The following is a 23,487-nucleotide window of genomic DNA, read 5'->3' as shown; positions in this document are numbered from 1 at the left end:
AGCATTGCTGTGGATAAGGTTCTGAACTTCAAACAAGGCCGCACGCCGCTGCTGATCAGCATGCCCCACGTCGGCCTGCGTCTCACGCCCGCCGTCGAGGCGGGGCTGATTCCCGAGGCACAAAGCCTGCCGGACACCGACTGGCACATCCCCACGCTGTACGACTTTGCCGAGGCGTTGGGAGCCAGCACCCTCTCGGCGGAGTACTCGCGGTTTGTCATCGATCTGAACCGGCCGTCGGACGACAAGCCGCTCTACGCCGGCGCTACCACCGGGCTGTATCCGGCAACATTGTTCGATGGCGTGCCATTGTTCCGTGAAGGCCTGGAGCCGAGCGAGGCAGAGCGCGCCAGCTACCTGCAAAAGATCTGGGGGCCGTATCACCGCGCGCTGCAAGAGGAACTGGTACGACTCAAGGCCGAGTTCGGCTACGCGCTGCTGTTCGATGCGCACTCGATCCGCTCGGTGATCCCGCACCTGTTCGACGGCAAACTCCCGGACTTCAACCTCGGCACCTTCAACGGCGCCGCCTGCGACCCCGAACTGGCCAGCCAGCTGGAAGCCATCTGCGCCAGGCATCCGCAATACAGCCACGTGCTGAACGGGCGTTTCAAGGGCGGGCATATCACCCGGTATTACGGCGACCCGGCGCAGGATATCCACGCGGTGCAACTGGAGCTGTGCCAGAGCGCTTATATGGAAGAGGTTGAACCGTTCCGCTATCGCCCTGACCTGGCGGAACCGACGCGGGTGGTGCTCAGGCAGTTGCTTGAGCAGATGCTGGCCTGGGGTCAGGCGCGCTATGCATAGACACAACACAGAACGCCTGTGGAAGGGAGAAAGCCCGCTAACGTTGACTTTCAGGTAACCACATCCCTGTGGCGAGCGGGCTTGTCCCGCGTTGGGCTGCGCAGCAGCCCTGAAACCATGCTCTGCGAAGGGTCAGGTACACCGCGTTTTCCTTGATAGGGGGCGCTTCGCACCCCAACGCGGGGCAAGCCCGCTCGCCACAGAGGCTCCAGTTTGCGCCGTGGCAGCGCTAAGTGCCCCAGATTGCAGGGTATTCACAGCGTTGCCTGCTCAAGGACATGCTCATTGCACAATTCGGGTTTATAGTGCCAGACGGCAAAATAAAAGACGTCCCCCCAGGGATGAACCCGACCCCCTACGGAGCGCGCAATGCAGACTTGGTACCCGCAGATCAAACCCTACGCCCGGCACGATCTGGCCGTCGATGACACCCATACCTTGTATGTCGATGAAAGTGGCTCCCCCGAAGGCTTGCCTGTGGTGTTCATTCACGGCGGCCCGGGCTCCGGTTGCGATGCGCAGAGCCGCTGCTATTTCGATCCGAACCTGTACCGCATCGTCACCTTCGACCAGCGCGGCTGCGGGCGCTCCACCCCCCGCGCGAGCCTGGAAAACAACACCACCTGGGACCTGGTCGCCGACCTTGAGCGCATCCGCGAGCACCTGGGCATCGACAAATGGGTGCTGTTCGGCGGTTCCTGGGGCTCGACGTTGTCGCTGGCCTACGCCCAGACCCACCCCGAGCGCGTGCATGGGCTGATCGTTCGCGGCATTTTCCTGGCGCGCCCGCAGGACATTCACTGGTTTTACCAGGAAGGCGCCAGCCGCCTGTTCCCCGACTACTGGCAGGACTACCTCGCGCCGATCCCGGCGGACGAGCGCCACGACATGATTGCGGCCTACCACAAGCGCCTTACCGGCAACGACCAGATCGCCCAGATGCACGCGGCCAAGGCCTGGTCCGGCTGGGAAGGGCGCATGCTCGGCCTGTGCCCGAGCCCACAACATGTGGAGCGGTTCTCCGAGCCGCAGCGGGCGCTGTCCATCGCGCGTATCGAATGTCACTATTTCACCAACAATTCCTTCCTGGAACCCAACCAGCTGATTCGCGACATGCACAAGATCGCCCATCTGCCTGGCGTCATCATTCACGGTCGCTACGACATGATCTGCCCGCTGGATAACGCCTGGGAGCTGCATCAGGCCTGGCCCAACAGCGAGCTGCAAGTGATCCGCGAAGCCGGGCATGCGGCCTCCGAGCCCGGCATCACCGATGCTCTGGTGCGCGCGACCGGCGAGATGGCACGGCGCCTGCTTGATCTGCCGCCAGAAGAAGCATGAAAGGGCTGCTGCAACGGGTGCGTGGCGCCCGGGTCGAAGTGGCCGGTGAAGTCGTAGGGGCCATTGACCAGGGTTTGCTGGTGCTGGTGGCGGTCGAGCCTTCAGATACGCCGCAAAGCGCCGACAAATTGCTGCACAAGCTGCTTAACTACAGGGTGTTCAGCGACGACGAGGGCAAGATGAACCTGTCGTTGAAGGACGTTGACGGCGGCTTGCTGCTGGTGTCGCAGTTCACCCTGGCGGCGGATACCAAAAGCGGGTTGCGGCCAAGCTTCACCACGGCGGCACCGCCTGCCCTGGGCGCGGCGCTTTTTGATCACTTGTTGTTACAAGCGCAACAATTGCATGGCAGGGTGGCTTCAGGGCGTTTCGGCGCCGATATGCAGGTGCATCTGGTCAATGATGGCCCTGTGACCTTCCTGTTACAGACGTGAATGTACTAAAAACGACTTCAAGGCCAAAAATCGTGGGGTTTCGCTATAAATACTTTGTTGTCCCTGATGCGTTGTCTCGCGGGCTACTAGATAATCGCGCGCTACGGGGATCAGCGTGGTTTGGTCCAATTTTGACTTAGGTAGAGACTTGTCTGACCACCAGCGGGGAATCATTTTGCCCCATGGGAGTCGGAACAATGCTCGCCAACCTGGCATTTAGATAGCTGGCCGTTGGTTTTTTGATCTGTTTTCGGCGAGGGTTGCTCGTGATTGTTAGTCCCTGTAATGCACCAAAATTGTCTGCCAAACGGTTACGAAACGCACTGGTAACGGGCTCTGCCCTGTTTTGCCTGTTCGGCGCGGGTCAACTGTGGGCATTCAGTCTGGACGATGTGTCGGCCAAGGCTAAAGAGCTGGCTGGGCAGAAATACGAAGCTCCGCGCAGCAATCTGCCGAACGAATTCCGTGAAATGAAATTTGCGGACTACCAGAAAATTCGTTTCCGCAACGAGAAAGCCGAATGGGCCGATCAGAACACCCCGTTCAAGCTGTCCTTCTATCACCAGGGTATGCACTTCGATACACCGGTGAAGATCAACGAAGTGACCGCCGACAGCGTTCAGGAAATCAAATACGACCCGACGCGCTTCGATTTCGGCGACGTCAAGTTTGATCCCAAGGCCACCGAACAACTGGGTTACGCCGGTTTCCGTGTGCTGTACCCGATCAACCAGAACGACAAGCAAGACGAAATCATGACCATGCTCGGCGCGAGCTATTTCCGCGTCGTCGGCAAGGGCCAGACCTACGGCCTGTCCGCGCGTGGCATGGCGATCGATACTGCCCTGCCGTCCGGCGAAGAGTTCCCGCGCTTCACCGAATTCTGGGTCGAACGCCCCAAGCCCGGTGAAAAACAACTGGTCATCTATGCGCTGCTCGACTCGCCACGCGCCACCGGCGCTTACCGCCTGACTCTGCGCCCTGGCAGCGACACCATTGTCGACGTCAAATCGCAGATGTTCCTGCGTGACAAGGTCAGCAAGCTCGGCGTTGCGCCGTTGACCAGCATGTTCCTGTTCGGTGCCAATCAGCCGTCCAAGGTGCTCAACTACCGCCGCGAGCTGCATGATTCCAGCGGCCTGTCGATCCATGCCGGCAACGGCGAGTGGATCTGGCGCCCGCTGAACAATCCAAAACACTTGTCGGTCAGCAACTTCGGCGTCGAGAACCCGCGTGGTTTCGGCCTGCTGCAACGTGGCCGCGACTTCAGCCACTATGAAGACCTCGACGACAACTATGACAAGCGCCCAAGCGCCTGGATCGAGCCTGAAGGCGACTGGGGCAAAGGCACCGTCGACCTGGTAGAGATCCCGACCGCTGACGAGACCAACGACAACATCGTTGCGTTCTGGAGCCCGGCCGAGCTGCCGAAAGTCGGCGAGCCGCTGGACGTTTCCTATCGCCTGCACTGGACCATGGACGAAAAAGCCCTGCACCCGACCGACAGCGCCTGGGTCAAGCAGACCTTGCGTTCGACCGGCGACGTCAAGCAGTCCAACCTGATCCGTCAGCCGGATGGCACCGTGGCCTACCTGGTGGACTTCGAGGGTCCGTCCCTGAAGAACCTGCCGCCCGATGCTCCGGTGCGCAGCCAGGTGAGCGTTGGCGACAACGCCGAACTGGTTGAAAACAGCGTGCGCTACAACGAGCACACCAAAGGCTGGCGTTTGACCCTGCGCATGAAGATCAAGGACGCAGGCAAGCCGACCGAAATGCGTGCCGCACTGGTGCAGGATGTTGCCCCGCCTGCCCCCGAGCAGGACACCAGTCACGTGCTCAAGGCTGACAAAGTGCTGGCCAAGCAACACGAAAAACAGGCTAAAAAGGACGCCAAGGAAGCGAAAGACAAGGAAGCCAAGCAGCCGGACGCCGCCCCAGTCACACCAGAGCCGATCAAGACCGAACAAGTCCTGAGCGAGACCTGGAGCTACCAGTTGCCAGCCGATGAGTAATTCTCAAGCCAAGCCAGAGACGTTGTCCGAGTACCTGGCGCACCTGCCGATGACCGCTGAGCAACGGGCCGAACTGGCCGGTTGCTCATCCTTCAGCGAGCTGCACGAACGCCTGTCGTCCGCCACCTTCGACGCACCGGTCGACGCCGCCCAGGCGTCGGTTGGCCGGCGCCTGACGCTCAACAGCGCCGAAGAGCTGCAGGACGCGGAAATGCTCGCGCTCGATGCCAGCGGTCGCGTGTGCCTCAAGGCCACGCCGCCGATCCGGCGCACCAAGGTCGTGCCGGAGCCATGGCGCACCAATATCCTGGTGCGCGGCTGGCGCCGTATCACCGGTCGCTCCAACCCGCCCGCGCCACCCAAGGACGAGCGCGTATTGCCGGCCGCGCGCTGGCGTACCGTGGGTTCGATCCGCCGCTATATCCTGCTGGTGCTGATGCTCGGCCAGACCATCGTGGCCGGCTGGTACATGAAAGGCATCATGCCGTACCAGGGCTGGTCGCTGGTCGACTTCGACGAGATCCGCAACCAGACCCTGCTGCAAACCGCCACCCAGGTCCTGCCTTACGCCTTGCAAACCAGCATCCTGATCATGTTCGGGATTCTGTTCTGCTGGGTGTCGGCGGGTTTCTGGACCGCGTTGATGGGCTTCCTCGAATTGCTGACCGGCCACGACAAATACCGGATCTCCGGTAAAAGCGCCGGCGACGAGCCCATTCCGAAAGACGCCCGCACTGCGCTGGTGATGCCGATCTGCAACGAAGACGTGCCGCGTGTATTCGCGGGTTTGCGCGCCACGTTCGAATCGGTGGCCGCCACCGGTGACCTGGATCGCTTCGACTTCTTCGTGCTCAGCGACAGTAACGAAGCCGACATCTGCATCGCCGAACAGCAAGCCTGGCTCGACGTGTGCCGCGAAGCCGGCGGTTTCGGCAAGATTTTCTATCGCCGTCGTCGTCGTCGCGTCAAGCGCAAGAGCGGCAACCTCGACGACTTCTGCCGTCGCTGGGGCGGTGAATACAAGTACATGGTGGTGCTCGACGCCGACAGCGTGATGAGCGGCGAATGCCTGACCAGCCTGGTGCGCCTGATGGAAGCCACGCCGGATGCCGGGATTATCCAGACCGCGCCGCGTGCGTCGGGCATGGACACCCTGTATGCGCGCATGCAGCAGTTCGCTACCCGTGTTTATGGCCCGCTGTTCACCGCCGGCCTGCACTTCTGGCAGTTGGGTGAATCCCACTACTGGGGTCACAACGCGATCATCCGCATGAAGCCGTTTATCGAGCATTGCGCCCTGGCGCCATTGCCGGGCAAAGGCGCGTTCGCCGGTTCCATTCTGTCTCACGACTTCGTTGAAGCCGCGCTGATGCGCCGTGCCGGTTGGGGCGTGTGGATTGCCTACGACCTGCCGGGCAGCTACGAAGAACTGCCGCCTAACCTGCTCGACGAACTCAAGCGTGACCGTCGCTGGTGCCACGGCAACCTGATGAACTTCCGCCTGTTTCTGGTCAAGGGCATGCACCCGGTGCACCGTGCGGTATTCCTCACCGGCGTGATGTCTTACCTGTCGGCGCCGCTGTGGTTCCTGTTCCTGGTGCTGTCCACCGCGTTGCTGGCGGTAAACACGCTGATGGAGCCGCAATACTTCATGGCGCCGCGCCAGTTGTATCCGCTGTGGCCGCAATGGCATCCGGACAAGGCGGTGGCGCTGTTCTCCACCACCATCGTGCTGCTGTTCCTGCCTAAACTGCTGAGCATCATCCTGATCTGGGCCAAGGGCGCGAAAGAGTTCGGTGGCAAGTTCAAGGTGACCCTGTCGATGCTGCTGGAGATGCTGTTCTCCATGCTGCTGGCGCCGGTGCGCATGATCTTCCACACCCGCTTCGTGCTCGCCGCGTTCCTCGGCTGGGCTGCGACCTGGAATTCGCCGCAGCGTGACGACGACTCCACACCCTGGAGCGAAGCGGTCAAGCGCCACGGTCCGCAAACCGTGCTCGGCTTCCTGTGGGCACTGCTGGTGGTGTGGTTGAACCCAAGCTTCCTGTGGTGGCTGGTGCCGATTGTCGGGTCGCTGATGCTGTCGATTCCGGTGTCGGTGATATCCAGCCGGGTCAACCTGGGTCTCAAATCCCGCGACGAGAGCCTGTTCCTCATCCCAGAGGAATACAACCCGCCGCAGGCGCTGCTGTCGACCGAGAAGTACACCCACGAAAACCGCTGGCACGCCCTCAATGACGGGTTCGTGCGTTCGGTGGTCGACCCGCAGCAGAACGCCCTGGCCTGTGCCCTGGCGACCTCGCGGCACCGTGAAGCGGAGCCGATCGAGTACCTGCGCGTCGAGCGTGTGCGCCATGCGTTGAAAGTCGGCCCTGCCGGCCTGACCAACGCCGAGCGTGTGGCCTTGCTCAGCGACCCGGTCGCCCTGGCTCGCCTGCATGAACAGGTATGGAGCGAAGGGCATGCCGAGTGGCTTGACGCCTGGCGTGCCTCGATCAAGGCTGATCCGCACGCGCCTTTGCTGCCACTGCAGCCACAAGTGTCGCGGGCCCAACCGGCCTGATTCAGACGCCCCCGAGGGTTCTTCTCGGGGGCGTTTCCAGCGCGGATCCTACAGCGTTTCCGGCTTCTTCCTTTAAGCATTAACCCCTTGTTATTTCGAAACAAAAGACCTTTGTTCGAGACGTATTGCGGCGCCTGTGGCTGGGGTAGCATCGCCCCCCACATTCAATGCGCCACGGGGCACTCATGATCAAAAGGTTTTGTTCGGCACTGCTGATCGGCGCTGTCGCATTGACGCACGCCGGCGTGTCGGCGGCTGGTGCGCTGGACGACGCGGTGCGCCGTGGCGTGCTCAAAGTAGGCACCACGCCCACTTACACCCCTTTCGAAATGAAGGACAGGCAGGGACGCATTGTCGGTTTCGAGATCGACCTGCTGCGCACCATGAGCCGAGCCCTGGGTGTCGAGCTGGAGCTGGTCGTGGTGCCGTATACAGAGTTGGTGCCGGGGCTGATGGCGAAGAAATTCGACCTCATCGGCAGCGGCATGACCGTCACCCAGGAGCGCAACCTCGCGCTCAACTTCAGCGACTCCTTTATCGTGGTGGGCCAGACCGTGTTGCTGCATCCGCGCCTGGCCGGCAAGGTGTCCAGCATCGAAGACCTCGACGAGGCGGGTTATCACATCGCTGTCAATCAGGGCACCACCGGCGAGGCTGCCGCGCGACGTTTTTTGCGCACGCCCCGGTTCAGCAGTTTCGTCACCCCCGAGGAAGGTGTGCGGCAGGTGGTGGAGGGCAAGGCCGATGCGTTCATTCACGATGCGCCCTACAACCTGATTGCCATGGCGCGTCCGGAAAACGCCACGTTGCTGGCCCTGGAGCAGCCCTTCACCTTTGAGCCGCTGGCGTTCGGCCTCAAAAAGGGCGATTACGACAGCGTCAACTGGATCAACCACTTTCTCAATCAGGTGGCCCAGGACGGCACCTACGATCACCTGCACGACAAGTGGTTCAAGGACACTGACTGGATGGCGGACGTCGAGTGAAGGTCATGACGCCGACAAGATTTACCCGTGAAACCTTTGTGACAGGCAGCGAGTGAGTTAGGATCGCACCCCGAAATGGTGCAGCCCTTTTTGCGCGCCGACCTTACAAGAATGGTTCAGGGGACTTGATGATGAAAAAGTATCTGTCGATGCTGATGCTCGGCGTCACTGCGCTGGTAGCCGCCACGGCGGCCCAGGCCGGCGCCATCGATGATGCGGTCAAGCGCGGCACGCTCAAGGTCGGCATGGACCCGACCTACATGCCGTTCGAAATGACCGACAAGCGCGGTGAAATCATCGGTTTCGAAGTCGATATCCTCAAGGCCATGGCCAAGTCCATGGGCGTCAAGCTGGAGCTGGTGTCCACCGGCTACGACGGCATCATCCCGGCCTTCCTCACCGGCAAGTTCGACATGATCGGCAGCGGCATGACCCTGACCCAGGAGCGCAACCTGCGCCTGAACTTCAGCGAACCCTTCATCGTGGTCGGCCAGACGCTGCTGATTCGCAAGGAGCTGGAAGGCACCATCAAGTCCTACAAAGACCTCAACGACGAGAAGTACCGCCTGACCTCCAAGCTCGGCACCACCGGTGAGATGGTCGCCAAAAAGCTGATCGCCAAAGCCAAGTACCACGGCTACGACAACGAACAGGAAGGCGTGCTGGACGTGGTCAATGGCAAGGCCGACGCGTTCGTCTACGACGCACCGTACAACGTGGTCGCCGAGAAAAAGGTCGGCAACGGCAAGCTGGTGTTCCTTGACGAACCCTTCACCTTTGAACCCCTGGCGTTCGGCCTGAAGAAGGGCGACTACGACAGTCTCAACTACATCAACAATTTTCTGCACCAGATCCGCAACGACGGCACCTACGATCGCATCCATGACAAGTGGTTCAAGAGCGCCGAGTGGCTCAAGGACATGGAATAAGCCTGGCTGAGCACCGCGTCGCGGCCTTCGCGAGCAAGCCCGCTGCCACACTTGGAACGCACTCCAACGGTGGGAGCGGGCTTGCTCGCGAAGACGGCATCACAGGCGAAAAATCTTTCGGAAAGTGAAATGAAACAGAAAAAAGCCCAATGGCCCTGGCACCTGTTGACCGTGGTCGTGCTGGTCGGCCTGGCTGGCGCGTTGTATTACGCCACCTCGCTGATGGCCTACGAGTGGCGCTGGAACCGCGTGCCGCAGTACTTCGCCTATCAGGCCGAAGAAGCCCAGCGCGCTGCCGACATCTCCACCGTTATCGACCTGGTGCGCAAGGGCGACATCGCTGAAGTGACCCTGCGCAATGACGCCGGCGCCGAGCAACGCGTGAGCGTGGCAGACAACAGCCTGCAAGTGGCGCGCGGCGATGATGTGGCCGAAGGCGATGTGATTGGGGTGAACCGCCATTGGGCACTCGGCCCGCTGATGTGGGGCTTGTGGACAACCTTGTGGCTGTCGGTGGTCTCCGGGGTCCTCGGGTTGGCGATTGGCCTGGCGACCGGCCTGTGCCGACTGTCCAGCAACCCCACCTTGCGCGACCTGTCGACGCTCTACGTCGAACTGGTGCGTGGCACGCCGCTGCTGGTGCAGATCTTCATCTTCTATTTCTTCATCGGCACCGTGCTCAACCTGTCCCGGGAGTTCGCCGGGATCGCCGCACTGTCGTTGTTCACCGGCGCCTATGTAGCGGAAATCGTGCGGGCCGGCGTGCAGTCCATCACCCGTGGCCAGGACGAGGCCGCGCGTTCCCTGGGCCTGAGTGCCAGCCAGTCGATGCGTCACGTGGTACTGCCGCAGGCCTTCAAGCGCGTACTGCCGCCTCTGGCCGGACAATTTATCAGCCTGGTGAAAGACACGTCGCTGGTCTCGGTCATCGCCATCACCGAACTGCTCAAAAGCGGCCGTGAGGTGATCACCACCTCGTTTTCGCCGTTTGAAATCCTGTTCTGCGTCGCAGGCCTGTACCTGCTGATCAACCTGCCGCTGTCGAAAATGGCCAGCCGGCTTGAGCGGAGGCTCGCGCAAAGTGATTGAAGTCCGCGATCTGGTAAAAGTCTTTGATACCCGTGGGCAGGTGGTGCGTGCGGTCGATCACGTCACCACCCAGGTGGCCAGGGGCGAGGTGCTGGTAGTGATCGGTCCGTCCGGTTCCGGCAAGTCCACCTTCCTGCGCTGCCTTAACGGCCTGGAAGTCTTCGACTCGGGCTCGGTGAGCATTGACGGCCTGCAACTGGCCGACCCCAAGACCGATGTGAACGCCTACCGCCGCGAGGTCGGTATGGTGTTCCAGCACTTCAACCTGTTCCCCCACATGACCGTGCTGGAAAACCTCTGCCTGGCGCAAAAAGTGGTGCGCAAGCGCGGTAAAAAGGAGCGCGAAGCCAAGGCCCTGGCGCTGCTGGAAAAGGTCGGCATTGCGCAGAAAGCCAATGAGTTTCCCTCACGCCTCTCCGGCGGGCAGCAACAGCGGGTGGCGATTGCCCGCGCCCTGGCCATGGAGCCCAAGGTGATGCTGTTCGACGAGCCCACCTCGGCGCTGGACCCGGAAATGGTCGGCGAAGTGCTGGACGTGATGAAGACCCTGGCCCTGGAAGGCATGACCATGGTCTGCGTCACCCACGAAATGGGTTTTGCCCGTGAAGTGGCGGACCGGGTGCTGTTCTTCGACCACGGCAAGTTGCTCGAAGACGCGGCCCCGGCCGAATTCTTCGCCGCGCCCAGGGACCCGCGTGCCCAGGCGTTTCTGCGTCAGGTCCTGTAGCGGTCAGACCTTGAACTGCTCGACGCACTGCTGCAGGCTCACGCCCAGCCGTGCCAGTTCAACACTCGCCGCTGCCGTCTGTTCGCTGGCGGTGGCGGTCTGCTCCGAAGCGTCGCGCACTTTCAACACGCTGCGATTGATCTCTTCGGCCACCGCGCTCTGCTGTTCGGCCGCTGCCGCAATCTGCGGATTCATGTCCTGGATAACCGCGACGGTGCGGGCAATCTCCGTCAGCGCATCGCCAGCGTTGCGCGCCAGGCCGACGCTGCTGTCGGTGAGGGTGCGGCTGTGGTCCATGATGTCGGCCACTTGTTGCGTGCCACTGTGCAGGCCGCTGATCAGCCCTTCGATTTCCTCGGCGGACTGCTGGGTGCGCCGGGCCAGTGTGCGGACTTCGTCGGCCACCACCGCAAACCCCTGACCGGCTTGGCCGGCGCGTGCCGCTTCAATGGCGGCGTTGAGCGCCAGCAGGTTGGTCTGCTGCGAGACGGACTTGATCACGTCCAGCACGCTGCCGATTTTCTGGCTTTCCCGTTGCAGCGCCAGCATGGCCTGGCTTGAGCGCGCCATTTCATGGGCCAGGTGTTCGATTTGCGCCACGACATCGGTCACCACCTGATCGCCGATTTCGGTCTGTTGATTGGCTGCACTGGCAGCAATTGAAGCCTGTTCGGCATGCCGCGCGACCTCCTGGGCAGTCGCCAGCATCTGGTTCATGGCGGTCGCCACCTGCTCGGTTTCCGCGCGCTGATGGTTCACCCCGGCGCGTGTTTGTTCGGTGACCGTGGACAGCTCCTCGGCCGCGCTGGCGACTTGTCGTGCGTTGTCGCTGATGTTGCCAATCAGCCCGCGTAAATTCGCCGTCATCTGGTTCATGCTGCGTTGCAACTGCCCCAGCTCATCCTTGCGTCGGGTTTGCAGGTCGTCGCTGAGGTCGCCCTGGGCAATGCGGTTGGCCATCGACAGTGCCTTGCGCAACGGCTTGACGATTTGCCCGGCAATCAGCCACGCCGCCAGCGCGCCGAACAGCAAGGCGGCAGCGGTGATGAGCAAGGTATGGGTGCGCGCCTGCTCGGCCTCGCCGTCGCGGCGCTGGGTCTGGTCCTGGCTTAGCAGATCACTTTGCGCGAGCAATTGGTCCAGCAGCTGCTCCAACTGGTTTTGCCGGGCTTCGGTGCTCAGTTGCGTGTCCTTGAGCCGTGTGAGATGGGTGCGGATGCCCAGCACGGTGGTGTTCAACAGGTTGCTGTTGACCGGCAACTTCGCCACGGCGGCCTGAGCCTGTTCCAGGTCGCGTTCGGCATCGCTGACCGATTGCGCGTAGGTCTCCAGTGAGCTGGCGGCCCAGGCCGGGCTTTGCGCACGGTCGTCGGCCTGTTCGATGGCCTGACGCAGGTCTTCCACGGCATCCAGGGCTTTTTGATCGTCCTGATCGGGCAGGTCGCTGGCCAGTTGCGTCAGCACGTCGCCGGTCTGCGTGGAATTTTCCTTGAGCTTCGCGCGGGCGGTCTCGCGCTGCTCAACCAGTGCCGGCACCTCCTTGAGGCGGGTTTTGAAGGTGCCGGAAATACGGGTAATCTCCTGCTGGTACTCGGCCGCCTTGGGCGCCTTGAGTCGGCTGGGAAGCTGCCTCAGCAGGTCATCGACTTTCTGCATGCCGGTGCCCAACTTGTTGAGGCTGTCGGCATCGTTCAGGGTTCGGTAAACAATGCGGTCCGCGCGCAATTCTTCACCGGCCACCGCCAGTTGCGACAGCAGCGTTAGCGTCTGCGAGCGGTAGAGAGACGCCTCCAGGGCTTGCCAGCCCGTCGTGGCAATCACGAGGCTCAGGGCGAGTACCAGGGAAAACCCCAGGATCAGTTTGAAGGTGACACTCAGGTCACCCAGCAGATGAGTCATTCGACGAAGCATGATCGACCTCCAACGGGAACGTAACCGGCGTGGTTAAACGCTAGCCCCATTGATGGTCAGGCGGGCCTGATAAACGCGTAGGAAATTTCAGAGGTGGCCGGCGGCGACCGAGATCCGGTCGCCGCACAGGCAAGTGCGTCAGACCCGGAAGCGGCTGACCAATGCTTGCAGATGGGTGCCCAGGCGTGCCAGTTCGGTGCTCGAAGCGGCGGTTTCTTCGCTGGCCGCAGCGGTCTGCTCCGAGATGTCGCGCACGTTCAGCACGCTGCGGTTGATCTCTTCAGCCACGGCGCTTTGCTGCTCGGCGGCGGTGGCGATCTGCGAGTTCATCGCCTGGATGGTCGACACCGTCAGCGTGATGCTCGACAGCGCAGTGCCGGCGCGACGGGTCAGCTCGACGCTGCTGTCGGTCAGACCACGGCTGTTGTCCATGATGGTTGCCACCTGCTGGGTGCCGCTCTGCAGGCCGACGATCAGCTCGGCGATCTCCTCGGTGGACTTCTGGGTACGCTGCGCCAGGCTGCGCACTTCGTCGGCGACCACGGCAAAACCGCGTCCGGCCTCGCCCGCCCGCGCGGCCTCGATGGCGGCGTTGAGCGCGAGCAGGTTGGTCTGCTGGGCCACGGATTTGATCACGTCGAGCACGCTGCCGATCTTGTCGCTTTCGCGCTGCAGATGGCCCATGGCCTCGGTGGAACTGCCCACCTCGGCGGCCAGGCGTTCGATCTGGGCGATGGCTTGCGCTACCACCTTGTCGCCTTCACGGGCCTGTTGGTCGGCGGCCACAGCGGCTTCCGAAGCCTCTTCGGCGTTGCGCGCCACTTCCTGCACGGTGGCGGCCATTTCGTTCATGGCGGTGGCCACCTGGTCGGTCTCGACCTTCTGGCTGTTGACCCCTGCACTGGTCTGTTCGGTAACCGCCGACAACTGCTCGGCCGCGCTGGCGATCTGGGTCACGCCGTCGCTGATGCCGCCGATCAACTCACGCAGCCCCAGGGTCATGCTTTGCATGGCCCGTTGCAGTTGGCCCAGTTCGTCCTTGCGGCCGGACTCGAGGTTGTGGCTCAAATCGCCCGAGGCCACGCGCTCGGCGACCTGCAGGGTCTGGTTGAGCGGGATGATGATCTGGCGCGTGATCGCCCAGGCGGCGAACAGGCCCACGATCAATGCCAGCGCAGCGGCCAGTAGCAGCAGGTATTTGGCTTGCGCGGCATCGCGGTCGCGCACGGCGGTCTGTGAAACCGTGAGTTTTTCGCTGTGCCCCATCAGGATCTCGCCCTGGGCGTTGATGGTCTTCAGCGCAGCGGCGGCGGCCGTCTGGGAGTCACGGTACTGGCTGACGGCGGCACGGTAGGCCTGCAGCGACACGCCGGCCTGTTGCAGGTTGGTCAGGTACTGCGCCGGCAGTTGGCCTTCGAGTTCGCTGGCTTTCTTGAGCGCGTTGTCGATGGCGTCCAGCGCGGGCTGTTCGGCCTCGACCTTGCCGCTGTAGGTGTAGCCGCGTACCTGAAAGCGTGCCTGCTGAATCAGTTTGCTCAGGCTCACCACGCTGTTGAACTGGCTGACGCTGTCGCCTTGCAGCAGCGCGGCTTCGATCTCGTTGATTTTGGCCACGGCGTTGTCGGCAGTATCGCCCAGCTTGCTGCGCGCGCCTTCACGCTTGAGCCCGGCCTGGACTATGGCGGCGAAGGCCTTTTTGTACTGGCTCAAGGCTTCCTGCTGCTGTTCGACCAGGGCCTTGTCGTCGGGTTGCTCGATCAACTGCGCGGCTTTTTTCAGGCCGTCGTCCAATTGTGCGATCAGGCTGTCGACCGCGCCGGTGCCTTGCTCGCCGCGGCGCATTTCGAAGTCCAGGCGCGCCAGACGCAGGTCTTTGGTCACGCCGTTGAGGCTGGAGATGTAACCCAGCTTGTCACCCCGACCAATCACATCGCCCAAGCTGGTCCAGCCGGTGAAGGTGATCATTAATGTCAGCACCAATACCAGGCCAAAACCCACGGCCAGCTTGGTTTTGACGCTGACATTACCCAGCTTTTCGGCTAACTGACGATACATGTTGCAAACTCCCCTGGAACAAGGCTTGGACTTATTCAGGGGCTATCGGCAGGGGCTCGGGATTCTGTAGCCGTGCATACCCGCTGTCGCAGGGTTTTTTCAGAAAAGGCGGGCGAGCAGGGCGGTGACGGCAGTCTCGACGCGCAGGATGCGCGCGCCCAGTTGCACCGGTTGCAGGCCAGCCCTGGTCAGCAGGTCCACCTCGTAGGGGATCCAACCGCCTTCGGGGCCGATGGCCAGCGTGACGGGCTCGTCGAGGCCGCGTGGGCAGGGCGGGTAGTCGCCGGGGTGGCCGATCAGGCCGAGGGTGCCTTCGGTCATGGCCGGCAGGCGATCCTCGACGAACGGCTTGAAGCGCTTCTCGATGATGATCTGCGGCAGTACCGTGTCGCGGGACTGTTCCAGGCCGAGAATCAGCTGCTCACGTACCGCCTCTGGCTCCAGGAAAGGCGTCTGCCAAAAGCTTTTTTCCACCCGATAGCTGTTGAGCAGCACCACCCTCGGCACACCCATGGCCGCCACGGTTTGCAGCACGCGGCGCAGCATCTTCGGGCGGGGCAGGGCCAGCAGCAGGGTCAGCGGCAGTTTGGCCGGCGGCGGCTGGTCGAAGCTGACGTGCAGCTCTGCCTCGGCGGCTTCCAGGCGCAGCAGTTGCGCGTTGCCCATCAGCCCGCCGATGCGGCCAACGCGCAGGTTGTCGCCAACGGCGGCGCGGTGGACGTCTTGCATGTGCACCAGGCGCCGGTCACGCAGCACCACGCGGTCGGCCGCGATGAAGTCGGCCTCCTCGAGCAGCAGCAGGTTCACGGCTGGGTCGCTGGCGGCTGTTCGTCGTCGGCGGGCTGGTCGTCCGGATGTTCGCCGCGCTTGCGGATCAGGCCGCTGAACAGGATGCCGATCTCGAACAGCATCCACATCGGCACGGCCAGCAGGGTCTGGGAGAAAATGTCCGGCGGCGTGAGGATCATGCCCACCACAAAGCAGCCGATGATCACATACGGGCGGATCTTCTTCAGGTACTTCACGTCGACCACACCGATCCACACCAGCAGCACCACGGCCACCGGGATCTCGAAAGCCACGCCGAAGGCGAAGAACAGCGTCATTACAAAGTCGAGGTAGCTGGTGATGTCGGTCATCATTTCCACCCCGGCCGGAGTGGCGGCGGCGAAGAACTTGAAGATCAGCGGGAACACCAGAAAGTACGCAAACGCCATGCCGGTGTAGAACAGCAGGATGCTCGACACCAGCAACGGCACCGCAATGCGCTTCTCGTGCTTGTACAGGCCCGGCGCGATAAAGCCCCAGATCTGATGCAGGATGACCGGGATCGCGAGGAACAGCGAGACCATCATGGTCAGCTTCAACGGCGTGAGGAACGGCGACGACACATCGGTGGCGATCATTGTCGCGCCCACCGGCAGGTACTGGCGCAGAGGCGTGGAGACGAAGGTGTAGATCTGCTGGGTGAAGGCGAACAGCCCGGCAAAGATGATGAAGATCGCCGCCACGCAACGCAGCAGGCGGGTACGCAGCTCGGTGAGGTGCGAGACCAGCGGCATGTGCTGGTCGGTTTCCGGTTTATCAGCGCTCATGGGGCTCGCGGCGGCAATGTAGGGTCATGGGGAGCGGGCGCTGCAACAGGCGCCGGCGCGGGTTCTGTGGGAACGGTCGGCGGCGCAGGCGGGTTTTCAACCACCGGTGCGATGCTGTTGGCCGCAGGCTCCGCCGGTTTGGCGGGCTCCTGCACCGGCGTCAGAATCTTGCGCGCCTCCTGCTCCAGCGACAGGATGTGTTCGTTGTGCAACTGGCGGCGGATTTCATCAGCGCCGATTTCCCGCTCAACTTCCTGTTTGATCGCATTGAAACTGCGTTTCAGGCGACCGATCCACAGGCCCGCCGTGCGTGCTGCACCGGGCAACCGTTCCGGCCCCAGCACCAGCAAGGCAACCAGGCCGACGAGGAGCAGTTCAGAGAAGCTGATACCAAACATTAGTCAGTACTCACAGGTCTTTGCGGGTCGGCTCTTCGACTTTCTCAGCCTGCACGTCGAAGGTGCGACGCTCGGTGATCGGCTGGGTGGCCTGCGGGTGCACGGGTTGGGCCGGCGGCACAGGATTGACCACAGGGTCGGCGGGCTTTTCATCGTCGTTCATGGCCTTGCGAAAGCCCTTGATCGACTCGCCGACATCGGTGCCGAGGTTTTTGAGTTTTTTGGTACCGAATACCAACACCACCACCACTAGAATGACGATCCAGTGTTTCCAGTCAAAAATGCCCATGCTGCAAATCCTCCAGTCTTAGTTATTCAAGCGGACGGGCGCGAGGCCTTTTCGGCGTGCCCGGACAAGCCGAAGCGGCGGTCCAGTTCATCCAGCACGGCCTGTGGATGCTGCCCCAATTGGGCGAGCATGACCAGGCTATGGAACCACAGGTCTGCGGTTTCATAGATGACATCGCTGCAATCACCGCTGATCTGCGCATCCTTGGCGGCAATGATCGTCTCGACGGACTCTTCGCCGAGCTTCTCCAGAATCTTGTTCAGGCCTTTGTGATAGAGGCTGGCAACATAGGAACTGTCGGCGTCCGCGCCTTTGCGCGCTTCCAGCACCTGGGCCACACGGTTGAGGGTATCGCTCATGTTCAGTGTCCTGCCGAGTAGATGGCGTGCGGGTCTTTGAGCACCGGCTCCACCACTTTCCACTCGCCGTTCTCGAACACGCGGTAGAAGCAGCTGTGACGCCCGGTGTGGCAGGCGATGCCGCCGATCTGCTCGACCTTGAGGATCACCACGTCGCCGTCGCAGTCCAGGCGCAGCTCGTGCAGGGTTTGCACATGCCCGGACTCTTCGCCCTTGCGCCACAGTTTGCCACGCGAGCGTGACCAGTAAATGGCGCGCTGCTCGGCGGCAGTCAGGCTCAGGGCCTCGCGGTTCATCCAGGCCATCATCAATACGCGCCCGGTCTTGTAGTCCTGGGCAATGGCCGGCACCAGGCCGTCACTGTCCCACTTGATCTCGTCCAGCCAGTCTTTCATGTTCGGCTCCGGCAATTTGCGACAGTGTATAACCGGATTGGCTATCGACGCACGATCAGATAGATACCCACGGCCACCATGACCCCGGCCGGCCAGAAGCCCAGCTCGTTCAACGGCCCGCCGATGGCGAGCATCACGCCCCCCACCAGGTGCGCGGCACCGAGCAGGCGCAGGAACCAGTCGTCCTTGCGCTTGCGCCATGGCGGCTCCGGGTCCTTGGCATGGGGCTGGGACATGCGCTCCAGCAGGTCACGGGTCATGTTGGCCAGATGGGGCAGTTGCTCCATCTGGCTGTACATGTTGCCGATCATGGTTTTCGGACTCATGCGCTCGCGCATCCAGCGTTCCAGGAACGGTTGGGCGGTGTTCCACAGGTCCAGGTCCGGGTACAGCTGGCGGCCCAGGCCTTCGATGTTGAGCAGGGTTTTTTGCAGCAAGACCAACTGCGGCTGCACTTCCATATTGAAGCGCCGCGCGGTCTGGAACAGGCGCATCAGCACCTGACCGAAGGAAATATCTTTTAACGGTTTTTCAAAGATCGGCTCGCACACCGTGCGAATCGCCGCTTCGAATTCGTTGAGCTTGGTTTCCGCCGGCACCCAGCCCGAGTCGATGTGCAACTGCGCCACGCGGCGGTAGTCGCGCTTGAAGAAGGCGAACAGGTTGCGCGCCAGGTAGTCCTGGTCTTCCGGGGTGAGGCTGCCGACGATGCCGCAGTCGATCGCAATGTACTGCGGGCTCCATGGGGTGACGGTGCTGACGAAGATATTGCCGGGGTGCATGTCGGCGTGGAAGAAACTGTCGCGAAATACCTGGGTGAAGAAGATCTCCACGCCGCGCTCGGCGAGCATTTTCATGTCGGTGCGCTGGTCGGCCAGGGCAGCGAGGTCGGTGACCTGAAGGCCGTAGATGCGCTCCATCACCAGCACCTTGGGGCGGCACCAGTCCCAATACACTTGCGGCACATACAGCAACTGCGAGCCTTCGAAATTGCGTCGCAGCTGGCTGGCGTTGGCCGCTTCGCGCAGCAGGTCGAGCTCGTCGTAGATGGTTTTTTCGTAGTCGGCAACCACGTCCACCGGGTGCAGCAGGCGCGCATCGGCAGAGAAGCGTTCGGCGGCGCGGGCGAGGACGAACAGCCATGCCAGGTCCTGGCCGATGATCGGCTTGAGGCCCGGGCGAATCACTTTCACCACCACTTCTTCGCCGGTCTTGAGCTGCGCGGCGTGCACTTGCGCGACCGAGGCCGAGGCCAGCGGCTCGACGTCGAAACGCCGGAACACTTCGCTGATCTTCTTGCCCAGCTGGGCTTCGATCAGCGCCATCGACTGCTGTGAGTCGAACGGCGGTACGCGGTCCTGCAACAGCATCAGTTCGTCGGCGATGTCTTCGGGCAGCAGGTCGCGGCGGGTAGAGAGGATCTGCCCGAACTTGATGAAGATCGGTCCCAGGTCCTGCAATGCCAGACGCAGGCGCGCGCCACGGCTCAGCTTGAGCTTTTTGCGCGGCAGCCAGCGCCACGGCAGCACATAGCGCACCGCCAGCAACAACCAAGGCAGCGGCAAGGCGAACAGCAGGTCATCGAGGCGGTAGCGCATGACCACGCGCTGGATACGAAACAAACGGCGGACGGCGAGCAGCTTCATGCGTTATCGCTTGGATCAAGGGAACGGCTCAGGCGCTCGAAGCGGGCCTCAAGGCGTTCCAGGTCGATTTTGGCCTTGTCGAGTTCACGAAAGCGCGCCTGCGCTTCTCGCTCCCCGACCAGGGTGCGCGCTTCTTCGCTCAGGTATTCGGCGAGGTTCTGGTTGAGGCTGGCAAACCCCTGTTGATACCACTGCGCGCGGCTGCGCAGGTGCCCGCTGATCAATGGGGTGGCCACTGGACCAAGCCAGCGCGACAGCTCGTATTCCCAGTCCAGCTCCAGGTCCTGCAACACGGCGGCGAGGTCCATCAGCACCGCGCTTTCGCCTTCCAGGTGCACCTGCGGGCTGTGCAGGATGGCGGTCTTGTTGCGGCTCAGCGCCAGGTGCAACAGGCTGGAGGCCGGCGCGCGCAGGGTGCAATCGGCGTCGGCCGCCCATTGTGTGGCGAGCAGCAGGCCTTCATCGCTGGGCAGGATGAACAGCTGCAGAGCCGGGCGGGTGCAATCGACGGCAATCACCTTGCCGTTCAAGTGCCCCAGCCGCGCCAGGGCGGTACTGTCCAGGCGCAGTACACGGTTGAGGCCGTGTTCGACGCCGGCAAGAAGGCCCGCGAGCAGCATCAGGGTTTGATGCCGCGGTGCAGGGCGACAATGCCAGAGGTCATGTTGTGATAGGTGACGCGGTCGAAACCGGCTTCCACCATCATCGACTTGAGGGTTTCCTGATCGGGGTGCATGCGGATCGATTCGGCCAGGTAGCGATAGCTCTCGGCATCGTTGGTGATCAGCTTGCCCATCAGCGGCATGAAGGCGAACGAGTAGGTGTCGTAGACCTTGGACATCAGCGCGTTGGTCGGCTTGGAGAACTCCAGCACCAGCAGGCGACCGCCGGGCTTGAGCACGCGCAGCATCGAGCGGATCGCGTCTTCCTTGCGGGTCACGTTGCGCAGGCCGAAGGCGATGGTCACGCAGTCGAAATGGTTGTCCGGGAACGGCAGTTTTTCCGCGTCGGCCTGGACGAACTCGATATTGTCGGCCACGCCCTTGTCCAGCAGGCGATCACGGCCGACCTTGAGCATCGAGCCGTTGATGTCCGCCAGCACCACCTGGCCGGTGGGGCCGACCAGCCTGGAAAACTTGGCCGCCAGATCGCCGGTGCCGCCGGCAATGTCCAGCACGCGGTTGCCGGTGCGTACGCCCGACAACTCGATGGTGAAGCGCTTCCACAGACGGTGCATGCCGCCCGACAGCACGTCGTTCATCAGGTCGTACTTGGCCGCCACGGAGTGGAACACCTCAGCGACCTTTTCCGCTTTCTGGCTTTGCGGGACGTTCTTGAAGCCGAAGTGAGTGGTGGGTTCGGCATCGCTGCCTTTGCGCTGATCAGTCATATCGCTGTCACCAAAAGAGAATGCGGCACATGATAATCCCCAAGGCCTGCTTTGTCTTGGCAAGGCTGCAGGTAAGATAGGTGCTTATCGAGACCTTTTGCCGCATTGAAGGTTTCTCAGCCCCTCTTGAAAGGAGTCATTGGCATGGCCCGTATAACCGTTGAGCGTGAGCATTCCCTGGGTAAGGAAGGGGCGCGGGCGAAGGCCGACACGCTGGCGCAGAAACTCCAGGACAAGTACGGCGTGGCGTCGGTCTGGTCTGGCGATACCTTGAACCTCAAACGCTCGGGGGTTAAGGGCACGGTTCGGGTGGATGAAGACTTGCTGCGTATTGACGTGGAACTGGGACTGTTGATGTCGGCCATGAGCGGCACGCTTAAAACCGAGATCGAAAAGGCACTGGACAAGGCGCTGGCCTGATCGATTGTACTTAGGGTGCCGATTCTAATTTTCCAGCCTACTTTGTGCTCAAGCCCTCAACTCCTGCGGGCCGATTCCCGCCCTGATTGATGTGAGGTGCACCATGGCCAACGTTATGCTGCGAAAAAAAATCGATGTTCAGCCGGCTGTCTTCAGTGACGTTAAACGCTACGCCCGCACGATCTGGCTGGCAGGTCTTGGTGTCTATGCCAAGGTCGGCGGCGAGGGCAGCGAGTACTTCAATGAACTCGTCAAGAGCGGTCAACATGTTGAAAGTAAAAGTAAAAAAGTTGCCGTTGAACAAGTGGCTGCGGCTAACAGTCAGATTGATCAAGTCAAGCGTCATCTCTCAAGCATCAAAGGCCTGGTTGAAGTTCAACTGGATAAAGTTGAACACGCTTTTGACTCGCGTGTTGCAAGTGCCTTGAATCGAATCGGCATTGCGTCTAAACATGATGTTGAGACACTCTCTGCTAAGCTCGAAGCGCTGACGGCATTGCTCGAACGTGTCGCGCGTAAACACTAAGGAGACACCGGAATGGCTGTTAAAAAGACTACTCAGAAAGAAAGCAGCTCGTGGGTCGGGGAAGTTGAAAAATATTCCCGCAAGATCTGGCTTGCTGGTTTAGGCGTGTATTCGAAGGTTAGCAGTGACGGCGGCAAATACTTCGAGACCCTGGTCAAGGACGGCGAAAAAGCCGAGAAGTTGACCAAGACCACGGTGGGTAAAAAAGTCGACGCGGCCAAGGCCAGCGCCGGCTCCGCCAAGTCGAGCATTTCCGACACGTGGAGCAAGTTGGAAGAGACTTTCGACAAGCGCCTTAACAGTGCCATTTCGCGTCTGGGCGTGCCGAGCAAGGCAGAACTCAAGACCCTGCACAGCAAGGTCGATACCTTGACCCGGCAGATTGAAAAACTCACTGGCGCCAAGGCGGCTCCCGTGAAGACAGCGGCGGCCAAGCCTGCTGCCAAGCCGGCGACTGCTAAAACGGCCGCCGCCAAACCTGCTGCGAAAAGCGCGGCCAAGCCTGTCGCCAAGGCCCCGGCCAAGGTGGCTGCCAAGCCTGCTGCAAAAACCGCAGCAGCCAAGCCAGTAACCAAGCCAGCGGCCAAACCGGTGGTGGCCAAAGCAGCGGCCAAGCCGGCAGCGAAGACCGCTGCGAAGTCCGCGACGAAGGCCGCTGCAAAACCTGCTGCCGCCAAACCTGCTGCGAAACCTGCCGCCAGGAAACCAGCCGCTGCGAAGAAACCCGCCGCTGCCAAGCCGGCAACCTCGGCATCAACCGCCTCCGCAGCCAACTCGGTCTCTGCACCGGCGGCAACCTCGACGGCGACGCCGGTCACCCCGACGCCAACCAGTCAGTCCTGATTTTTTTGGGGCACGCAAAAACGCCCGGCCTGCGAAGGTCGGGCGTTTTTTTGTGTTCGAAACACAGCGCTTGAATAAGTGCCCGTTAAACCGGGTCTTGCAGGTAACGCATTGCCAGCCGTTCGGTGGCCTGGCGTGCCGGCGGCAATAGGTGCGGCGCCACCAGCATCATGATCTGGTAGACCACCACCTGCACCTCACCGACTCGGCCGAGAACGCGCTGATAGTCCAGTGAAAACAGCAGGGTCAGGGTGATCTGCTCCACCAGTTGCCCCAGCGCCTGGGTATCGCTTACCAGTTGCCCGTCGGCCTTGAGCCGCGCCAGCAGCGAAGCGAGGGTGCGCTTGAGAGCAGTGAGCAGGTGGCGGATGCCCTTGGCCAGCTTGGGCAGGCGTCCGGCCAGGTTGGACAGGTCCTGGAACAGAAACCGGTAATGCGCCATGCGCTCGACAATCAGGTGCAGGAACAGCCAGTAATCCTGGGGCTCCAGGTGCGCGTCGGCGGGCGGATCGAGCAGCGGCGCCAGTTCGGCCTGAAAACGCTCGAACAGCCCGAGCACCAGCGGCTCCTTGCCATGGAAGTGGTAGTAGAGGTTGCCGGGGCTGATCCCCATTTCGTTGGCCACCTCCATGGTCGACACGTTGGGTTCGCCCTTGTGGTTGAACAACTGCAGGGCACATTCAAGGATACGGTCGCGGGTCTTCATCCGGTCTTCTTGGGTTGATCGTTGAGTAGAGCGCAGGCGCACGCAGGTGGCCGGCAGTGCGTG

24 protein-coding genes and 1 pseudogene are annotated in these 23,487 nt (G+C 61.9%); 12 read left to right on the top strand and 13 right to left on the bottom strand.

Annotation, left to right across the window (positions count from 1 at the left end):
• Positions 1 to 9 precede the first annotated feature (9 nt).
• From hutG to ACXX81_RS20785, 9 genes are all read left to right on the top strand, one after another.
• A complete protein-coding gene (gene hutG, locus ACXX81_RS20825) occupies positions 10 to 810 on the top strand; it encodes an N-formylglutamate deformylase (RefSeq protein WP_458572313.1) in 801 nt (266 codons plus the stop codon).
• 369 nt (positions 811 to 1,179) lie between these two features.
• A complete protein-coding gene (gene pip / locus ACXX81_RS20820) occupies positions 1,180 to 2,151 on the top strand; it encodes a prolyl aminopeptidase (protein WP_003237417.1) in 972 nt (323 codons plus the stop codon).
• Positions 2,148 to 2,585 (top strand): D-aminoacyl-tRNA deacylase, encoded by a 438-nt coding sequence (dtd, locus tag ACXX81_RS20815; protein ID WP_209987520.1) that lies wholly within the window; start codon positions 2,148 to 2,150, stop codon positions 2,583 to 2,585. The genes pip and dtd overlap by 4 nt, the downstream gene beginning before the upstream one ends.
• 266 nt (positions 2,586 to 2,851) lie before the next feature.
• Entirely contained in the window at positions 2,852 to 4,597 is a 1,746-nt protein-coding gene (locus ACXX81_RS20810; RefSeq protein ID WP_209987523.1) for a glucan biosynthesis protein G, read from the top strand.
• Entirely contained in the window at positions 4,590 to 7,160 is a 2,571-nt protein-coding gene (mdoH, locus tag ACXX81_RS20805; RefSeq protein WP_209987525.1) for a glucans biosynthesis glucosyltransferase MdoH, read from the top strand. The genes ACXX81_RS20810 and mdoH overlap by 8 nt, the downstream gene beginning before the upstream one ends.
• A 185-nt stretch (positions 7,161 to 7,345) precedes the next feature.
• Positions 7,346 to 8,146 carry a transporter substrate-binding domain-containing protein gene (locus tag ACXX81_RS20800; protein ID WP_322212422.1) on the top strand — a complete coding sequence of 267 codons (801 nt, stop codon included), beginning with the start codon at positions 7,346 to 7,348 and terminating at the stop codon, positions 8,144 to 8,146.
• A 131-nt stretch (positions 8,147 to 8,277) separates the two neighbouring features.
• A complete protein-coding gene (locus ACXX81_RS20795) occupies positions 8,278 to 9,075 on the top strand; it encodes a transporter substrate-binding domain-containing protein (RefSeq protein ID WP_209990623.1) in 798 nt (265 codons plus the stop codon).
• Positions 9,076 to 9,204: 129 nt separating this feature from the next.
• Positions 9,205 to 10,164, top strand: a complete 960-nt coding sequence (locus ACXX81_RS20790) for an amino acid ABC transporter permease (protein ID WP_209987531.1) — start codon at positions 9,205 to 9,207, stop codon at positions 10,162 to 10,164.
• Entirely contained in the window at positions 10,157 to 10,891 is a 735-nt protein-coding gene (locus ACXX81_RS20785) for an amino acid ABC transporter ATP-binding protein (protein WP_458572312.1), read from the top strand. Before ACXX81_RS20790 ends, ACXX81_RS20785 begins: the two co-directional genes overlap by 8 nt.
• A 3-nt stretch (positions 10,892 to 10,894) precedes the next feature.
• Here the strand turns inward: ACXX81_RS20785 and ACXX81_RS20780 are convergent, their stop codons facing one another.
• The 12 genes and pseudogenes from ACXX81_RS20780 to ubiE form a co-directional block, all read right to left on the bottom strand.
• Entirely contained in the window at positions 10,895 to 12,802 is a 1,908-nt protein-coding gene (locus ACXX81_RS20780) for a methyl-accepting chemotaxis protein (protein ID WP_458572311.1), read from the bottom strand.
• A 138-nt stretch (positions 12,803 to 12,940) separates the two neighbouring features.
• On the bottom strand, positions 12,941 to 13,645 hold the full coding sequence (locus ACXX81_RS20775; RefSeq protein ID WP_414860464.1) for a methyl-accepting chemotaxis protein: 705 nt from the start codon (positions 13,643 to 13,645) through the stop codon (positions 12,941 to 12,943).
• 201 nt (positions 13,646 to 13,846) lie between these two features.
• Positions 13,847 to 14,767, bottom strand: a pseudogene (locus ACXX81_RS20770) (methyl-accepting chemotaxis protein); the annotation flags it as partial.
• 189 nt (positions 14,768 to 14,956) lie between these two features.
• A complete protein-coding gene (locus tag ACXX81_RS20765; protein ID WP_458572310.1) occupies positions 14,957 to 15,664 on the bottom strand; it encodes a 16S rRNA (uracil(1498)-N(3))-methyltransferase in 708 nt (235 codons plus the stop codon).
• Entirely contained in the window at positions 15,661 to 16,452 is a 792-nt protein-coding gene (gene tatC, locus ACXX81_RS20760) for a twin-arginine translocase subunit TatC (RefSeq protein ID WP_458572309.1), read from the bottom strand. Before tatC ends, ACXX81_RS20765 begins: the two co-directional genes overlap by 4 nt.
• Positions 16,449 to 16,850: a Sec-independent protein translocase protein TatB gene (gene tatB / locus ACXX81_RS20755; RefSeq protein ID WP_458572308.1), complete on the bottom strand. Its 402-nt coding sequence runs from the start codon at positions 16,848 to 16,850 to the stop codon at positions 16,449 to 16,451. The genes tatC and tatB overlap by 4 nt, the downstream gene beginning before the upstream one ends.
• A gap of 10 nt (positions 16,851 to 16,860) precedes the next feature.
• Entirely contained in the window at positions 16,861 to 17,139 is a 279-nt protein-coding gene (locus ACXX81_RS20750; RefSeq protein WP_003237389.1) for a twin-arginine translocase TatA/TatE family subunit, read from the bottom strand.
• A 26-nt stretch (positions 17,140 to 17,165) separates the two neighbouring features.
• Positions 17,166 to 17,498 (bottom strand): phosphoribosyl-ATP diphosphatase, encoded by a 333-nt coding sequence (locus tag ACXX81_RS20745; protein WP_209987548.1) that lies wholly within the window; start codon positions 17,496 to 17,498, stop codon positions 17,166 to 17,168.
• A 2-nt stretch (positions 17,499 to 17,500) separates the two neighbouring features.
• Positions 17,501 to 17,893 carry a phosphoribosyl-AMP cyclohydrolase gene (gene hisI, locus ACXX81_RS20740; protein WP_057008528.1) on the bottom strand — a complete coding sequence of 131 codons (393 nt, stop codon included), beginning with the start codon at positions 17,891 to 17,893 and terminating at the stop codon, positions 17,501 to 17,503.
• 41 nt (positions 17,894 to 17,934) lie between these two features.
• Positions 17,935 to 19,539: a ubiquinone biosynthesis regulatory protein kinase UbiB gene (ubiB, locus tag ACXX81_RS20735; RefSeq protein ID WP_458572307.1), complete on the bottom strand. Its 1,605-nt coding sequence runs from the start codon at positions 19,537 to 19,539 to the stop codon at positions 17,935 to 17,937.
• On the bottom strand, positions 19,536 to 20,159 hold the full coding sequence (locus ACXX81_RS20730) for a ubiquinone biosynthesis accessory factor UbiJ (RefSeq protein WP_458572306.1): 624 nt from the start codon (positions 20,157 to 20,159) through the stop codon (positions 19,536 to 19,538). Before ACXX81_RS20730 ends, ubiB begins: the two co-directional genes overlap by 4 nt.
• A complete protein-coding gene (gene ubiE, locus ACXX81_RS20725) occupies positions 20,159 to 20,929 on the bottom strand; it encodes a bifunctional demethylmenaquinone methyltransferase/2-methoxy-6-polyprenyl-1,4-benzoquinol methylase UbiE (protein ID WP_003237369.1) in 771 nt (256 codons plus the stop codon). Before ubiE ends, ACXX81_RS20730 begins: the two co-directional genes overlap by 1 nt.
• 144 nt (positions 20,930 to 21,073) lie before the next feature.
• Between ubiE and ACXX81_RS20720 the strand changes: the two genes are divergently transcribed.
• The 3 genes from ACXX81_RS20720 to ACXX81_RS20710 all read left to right on the top strand — a co-directional run bounded on the left by ACXX81_RS20720 (position 21,074) and on the right by ACXX81_RS20710 (position 22,718).
• Complete coding sequence (locus tag ACXX81_RS20720; protein ID WP_209987560.1) at positions 21,074 to 21,349, top strand: polyhydroxyalkanoic acid system family protein; 276 nt, start codon at positions 21,074 to 21,076, stop codon at positions 21,347 to 21,349.
• A gap of 103 nt (positions 21,350 to 21,452) precedes the next feature.
• Positions 21,453 to 21,875: a phasin family protein gene (locus tag ACXX81_RS20715; RefSeq protein ID WP_231422719.1), complete on the top strand. Its 423-nt coding sequence runs from the start codon at positions 21,453 to 21,455 to the stop codon at positions 21,873 to 21,875.
• A 12-nt stretch (positions 21,876 to 21,887) separates the two neighbouring features.
• A complete protein-coding gene (locus ACXX81_RS20710; protein WP_458572305.1) occupies positions 21,888 to 22,718 on the top strand; it encodes a phasin family protein in 831 nt (276 codons plus the stop codon).
• Positions 22,719 to 22,803: 85 nt separating this feature from the next.
• Here the strand turns inward: ACXX81_RS20710 and ACXX81_RS20705 are convergent, their stop codons facing one another.
• Positions 22,804 to 23,424, bottom strand: coding sequence for a TetR/AcrR family transcriptional regulator (locus ACXX81_RS20705; protein WP_209987568.1), 621 nt, complete (start codon positions 23,422 to 23,424; stop codon positions 22,804 to 22,806).
• Positions 23,425 to 23,487: the final 63 nt, after the last annotated feature.

This window comes from Pseudomonas sp. GNP013 (genome assembly GCF_054343995.1).
The sequence above is the reverse complement of the archived record's forward strand: the minus strand, read 5'-3'. Positions and strand labels throughout refer to the sequence as shown.

Excerpts from the sequence above, each read along its gene's own strand:
- pip (WP_003237417.1), top strand. The coding sequence starts at position 1,180 with ATGCAGACTTGGTACCCGCAGATCAAACCCTACGCCCGGCACGATCTG.
- dtd (WP_209987520.1), top strand. The coding sequence starts at position 2,148 with ATGAAAGGGCTGCTGCAACGGGTGCGTGGCGCCCGGGTCGAAGTGGCC.
- mdoH (WP_209987525.1), top strand. The coding sequence starts at position 4,590 with ATGAGTAATTCTCAAGCCAAGCCAGAGACGTTGTCCGAGTACCTGGCG.
- ACXX81_RS20800 (WP_322212422.1), top strand. The coding sequence starts at position 7,346 with ATGATCAAAAGGTTTTGTTCGGCACTGCTGATCGGCGCTGTCGCATTG.
- ACXX81_RS20795 (WP_209990623.1), top strand. The coding sequence starts at position 8,278 with ATGAAAAAGTATCTGTCGATGCTGATGCTCGGCGTCACTGCGCTGGTA.
- ACXX81_RS20790 (WP_209987531.1), top strand. The coding sequence starts at position 9,205 with ATGAAACAGAAAAAAGCCCAATGGCCCTGGCACCTGTTGACCGTGGTC.
- ACXX81_RS20780 (WP_458572311.1), bottom strand. The coding sequence starts at position 12,802 with ATGCTTCGTCGAATGACTCATCTGCTGGGTGACCTGAGTGTCACCTTC.
- ACXX81_RS20775 (WP_414860464.1), bottom strand. The coding sequence starts at position 13,645 with ATGGCCGCCACCGTGCAGGAAGTGGCGCGCAACGCCGAAGAGGCTTCG.
- tatC (WP_458572309.1), bottom strand. The coding sequence starts at position 16,452 with ATGAGCGCTGATAAACCGGAAACCGACCAGCACATGCCGCTGGTCTCG.
- tatB (WP_458572308.1), bottom strand. The coding sequence starts at position 16,850 with ATGTTTGGTATCAGCTTCTCTGAACTGCTCCTCGTCGGCCTGGTTGCC.
- ACXX81_RS20750 (WP_003237389.1), bottom strand. The coding sequence starts at position 17,139 with ATGGGCATTTTTGACTGGAAACACTGGATCGTCATTCTAGTGGTGGTG.
- ACXX81_RS20745 (WP_209987548.1), bottom strand. The coding sequence starts at position 17,498 with ATGAGCGATACCCTCAACCGTGTGGCCCAGGTGCTGGAAGCGCGCAAA.
- hisI (WP_057008528.1), bottom strand. The coding sequence starts at position 17,893 with ATGAAAGACTGGCTGGACGAGATCAAGTGGGACAGTGACGGCCTGGTG.
- ubiB (WP_458572307.1), bottom strand. The coding sequence starts at position 19,539 with ATGAAGCTGCTCGCCGTCCGCCGTTTGTTTCGTATCCAGCGCGTGGTC.
- ACXX81_RS20730 (WP_458572306.1), bottom strand. The coding sequence starts at position 20,159 with ATGCTGCTCGCGGGCCTTCTTGCCGGCGTCGAACACGGCCTCAACCGT.
- ubiE (WP_003237369.1), bottom strand. The coding sequence starts at position 20,929 with ATGACTGATCAGCGCAAAGGCAGCGATGCCGAACCCACCACTCACTTC.
- ACXX81_RS20720 (WP_209987560.1), top strand. The coding sequence starts at position 21,074 with ATGGCCCGTATAACCGTTGAGCGTGAGCATTCCCTGGGTAAGGAAGGG.
- ACXX81_RS20715 (WP_231422719.1), top strand. The coding sequence starts at position 21,453 with ATGGCCAACGTTATGCTGCGAAAAAAAATCGATGTTCAGCCGGCTGTC.
- ACXX81_RS20710 (WP_458572305.1), top strand. The coding sequence starts at position 21,888 with ATGGCTGTTAAAAAGACTACTCAGAAAGAAAGCAGCTCGTGGGTCGGG.
- ACXX81_RS20705 (WP_209987568.1), bottom strand. The coding sequence starts at position 23,424 with ATGAAGACCCGCGACCGTATCCTTGAATGTGCCCTGCAGTTGTTCAAC.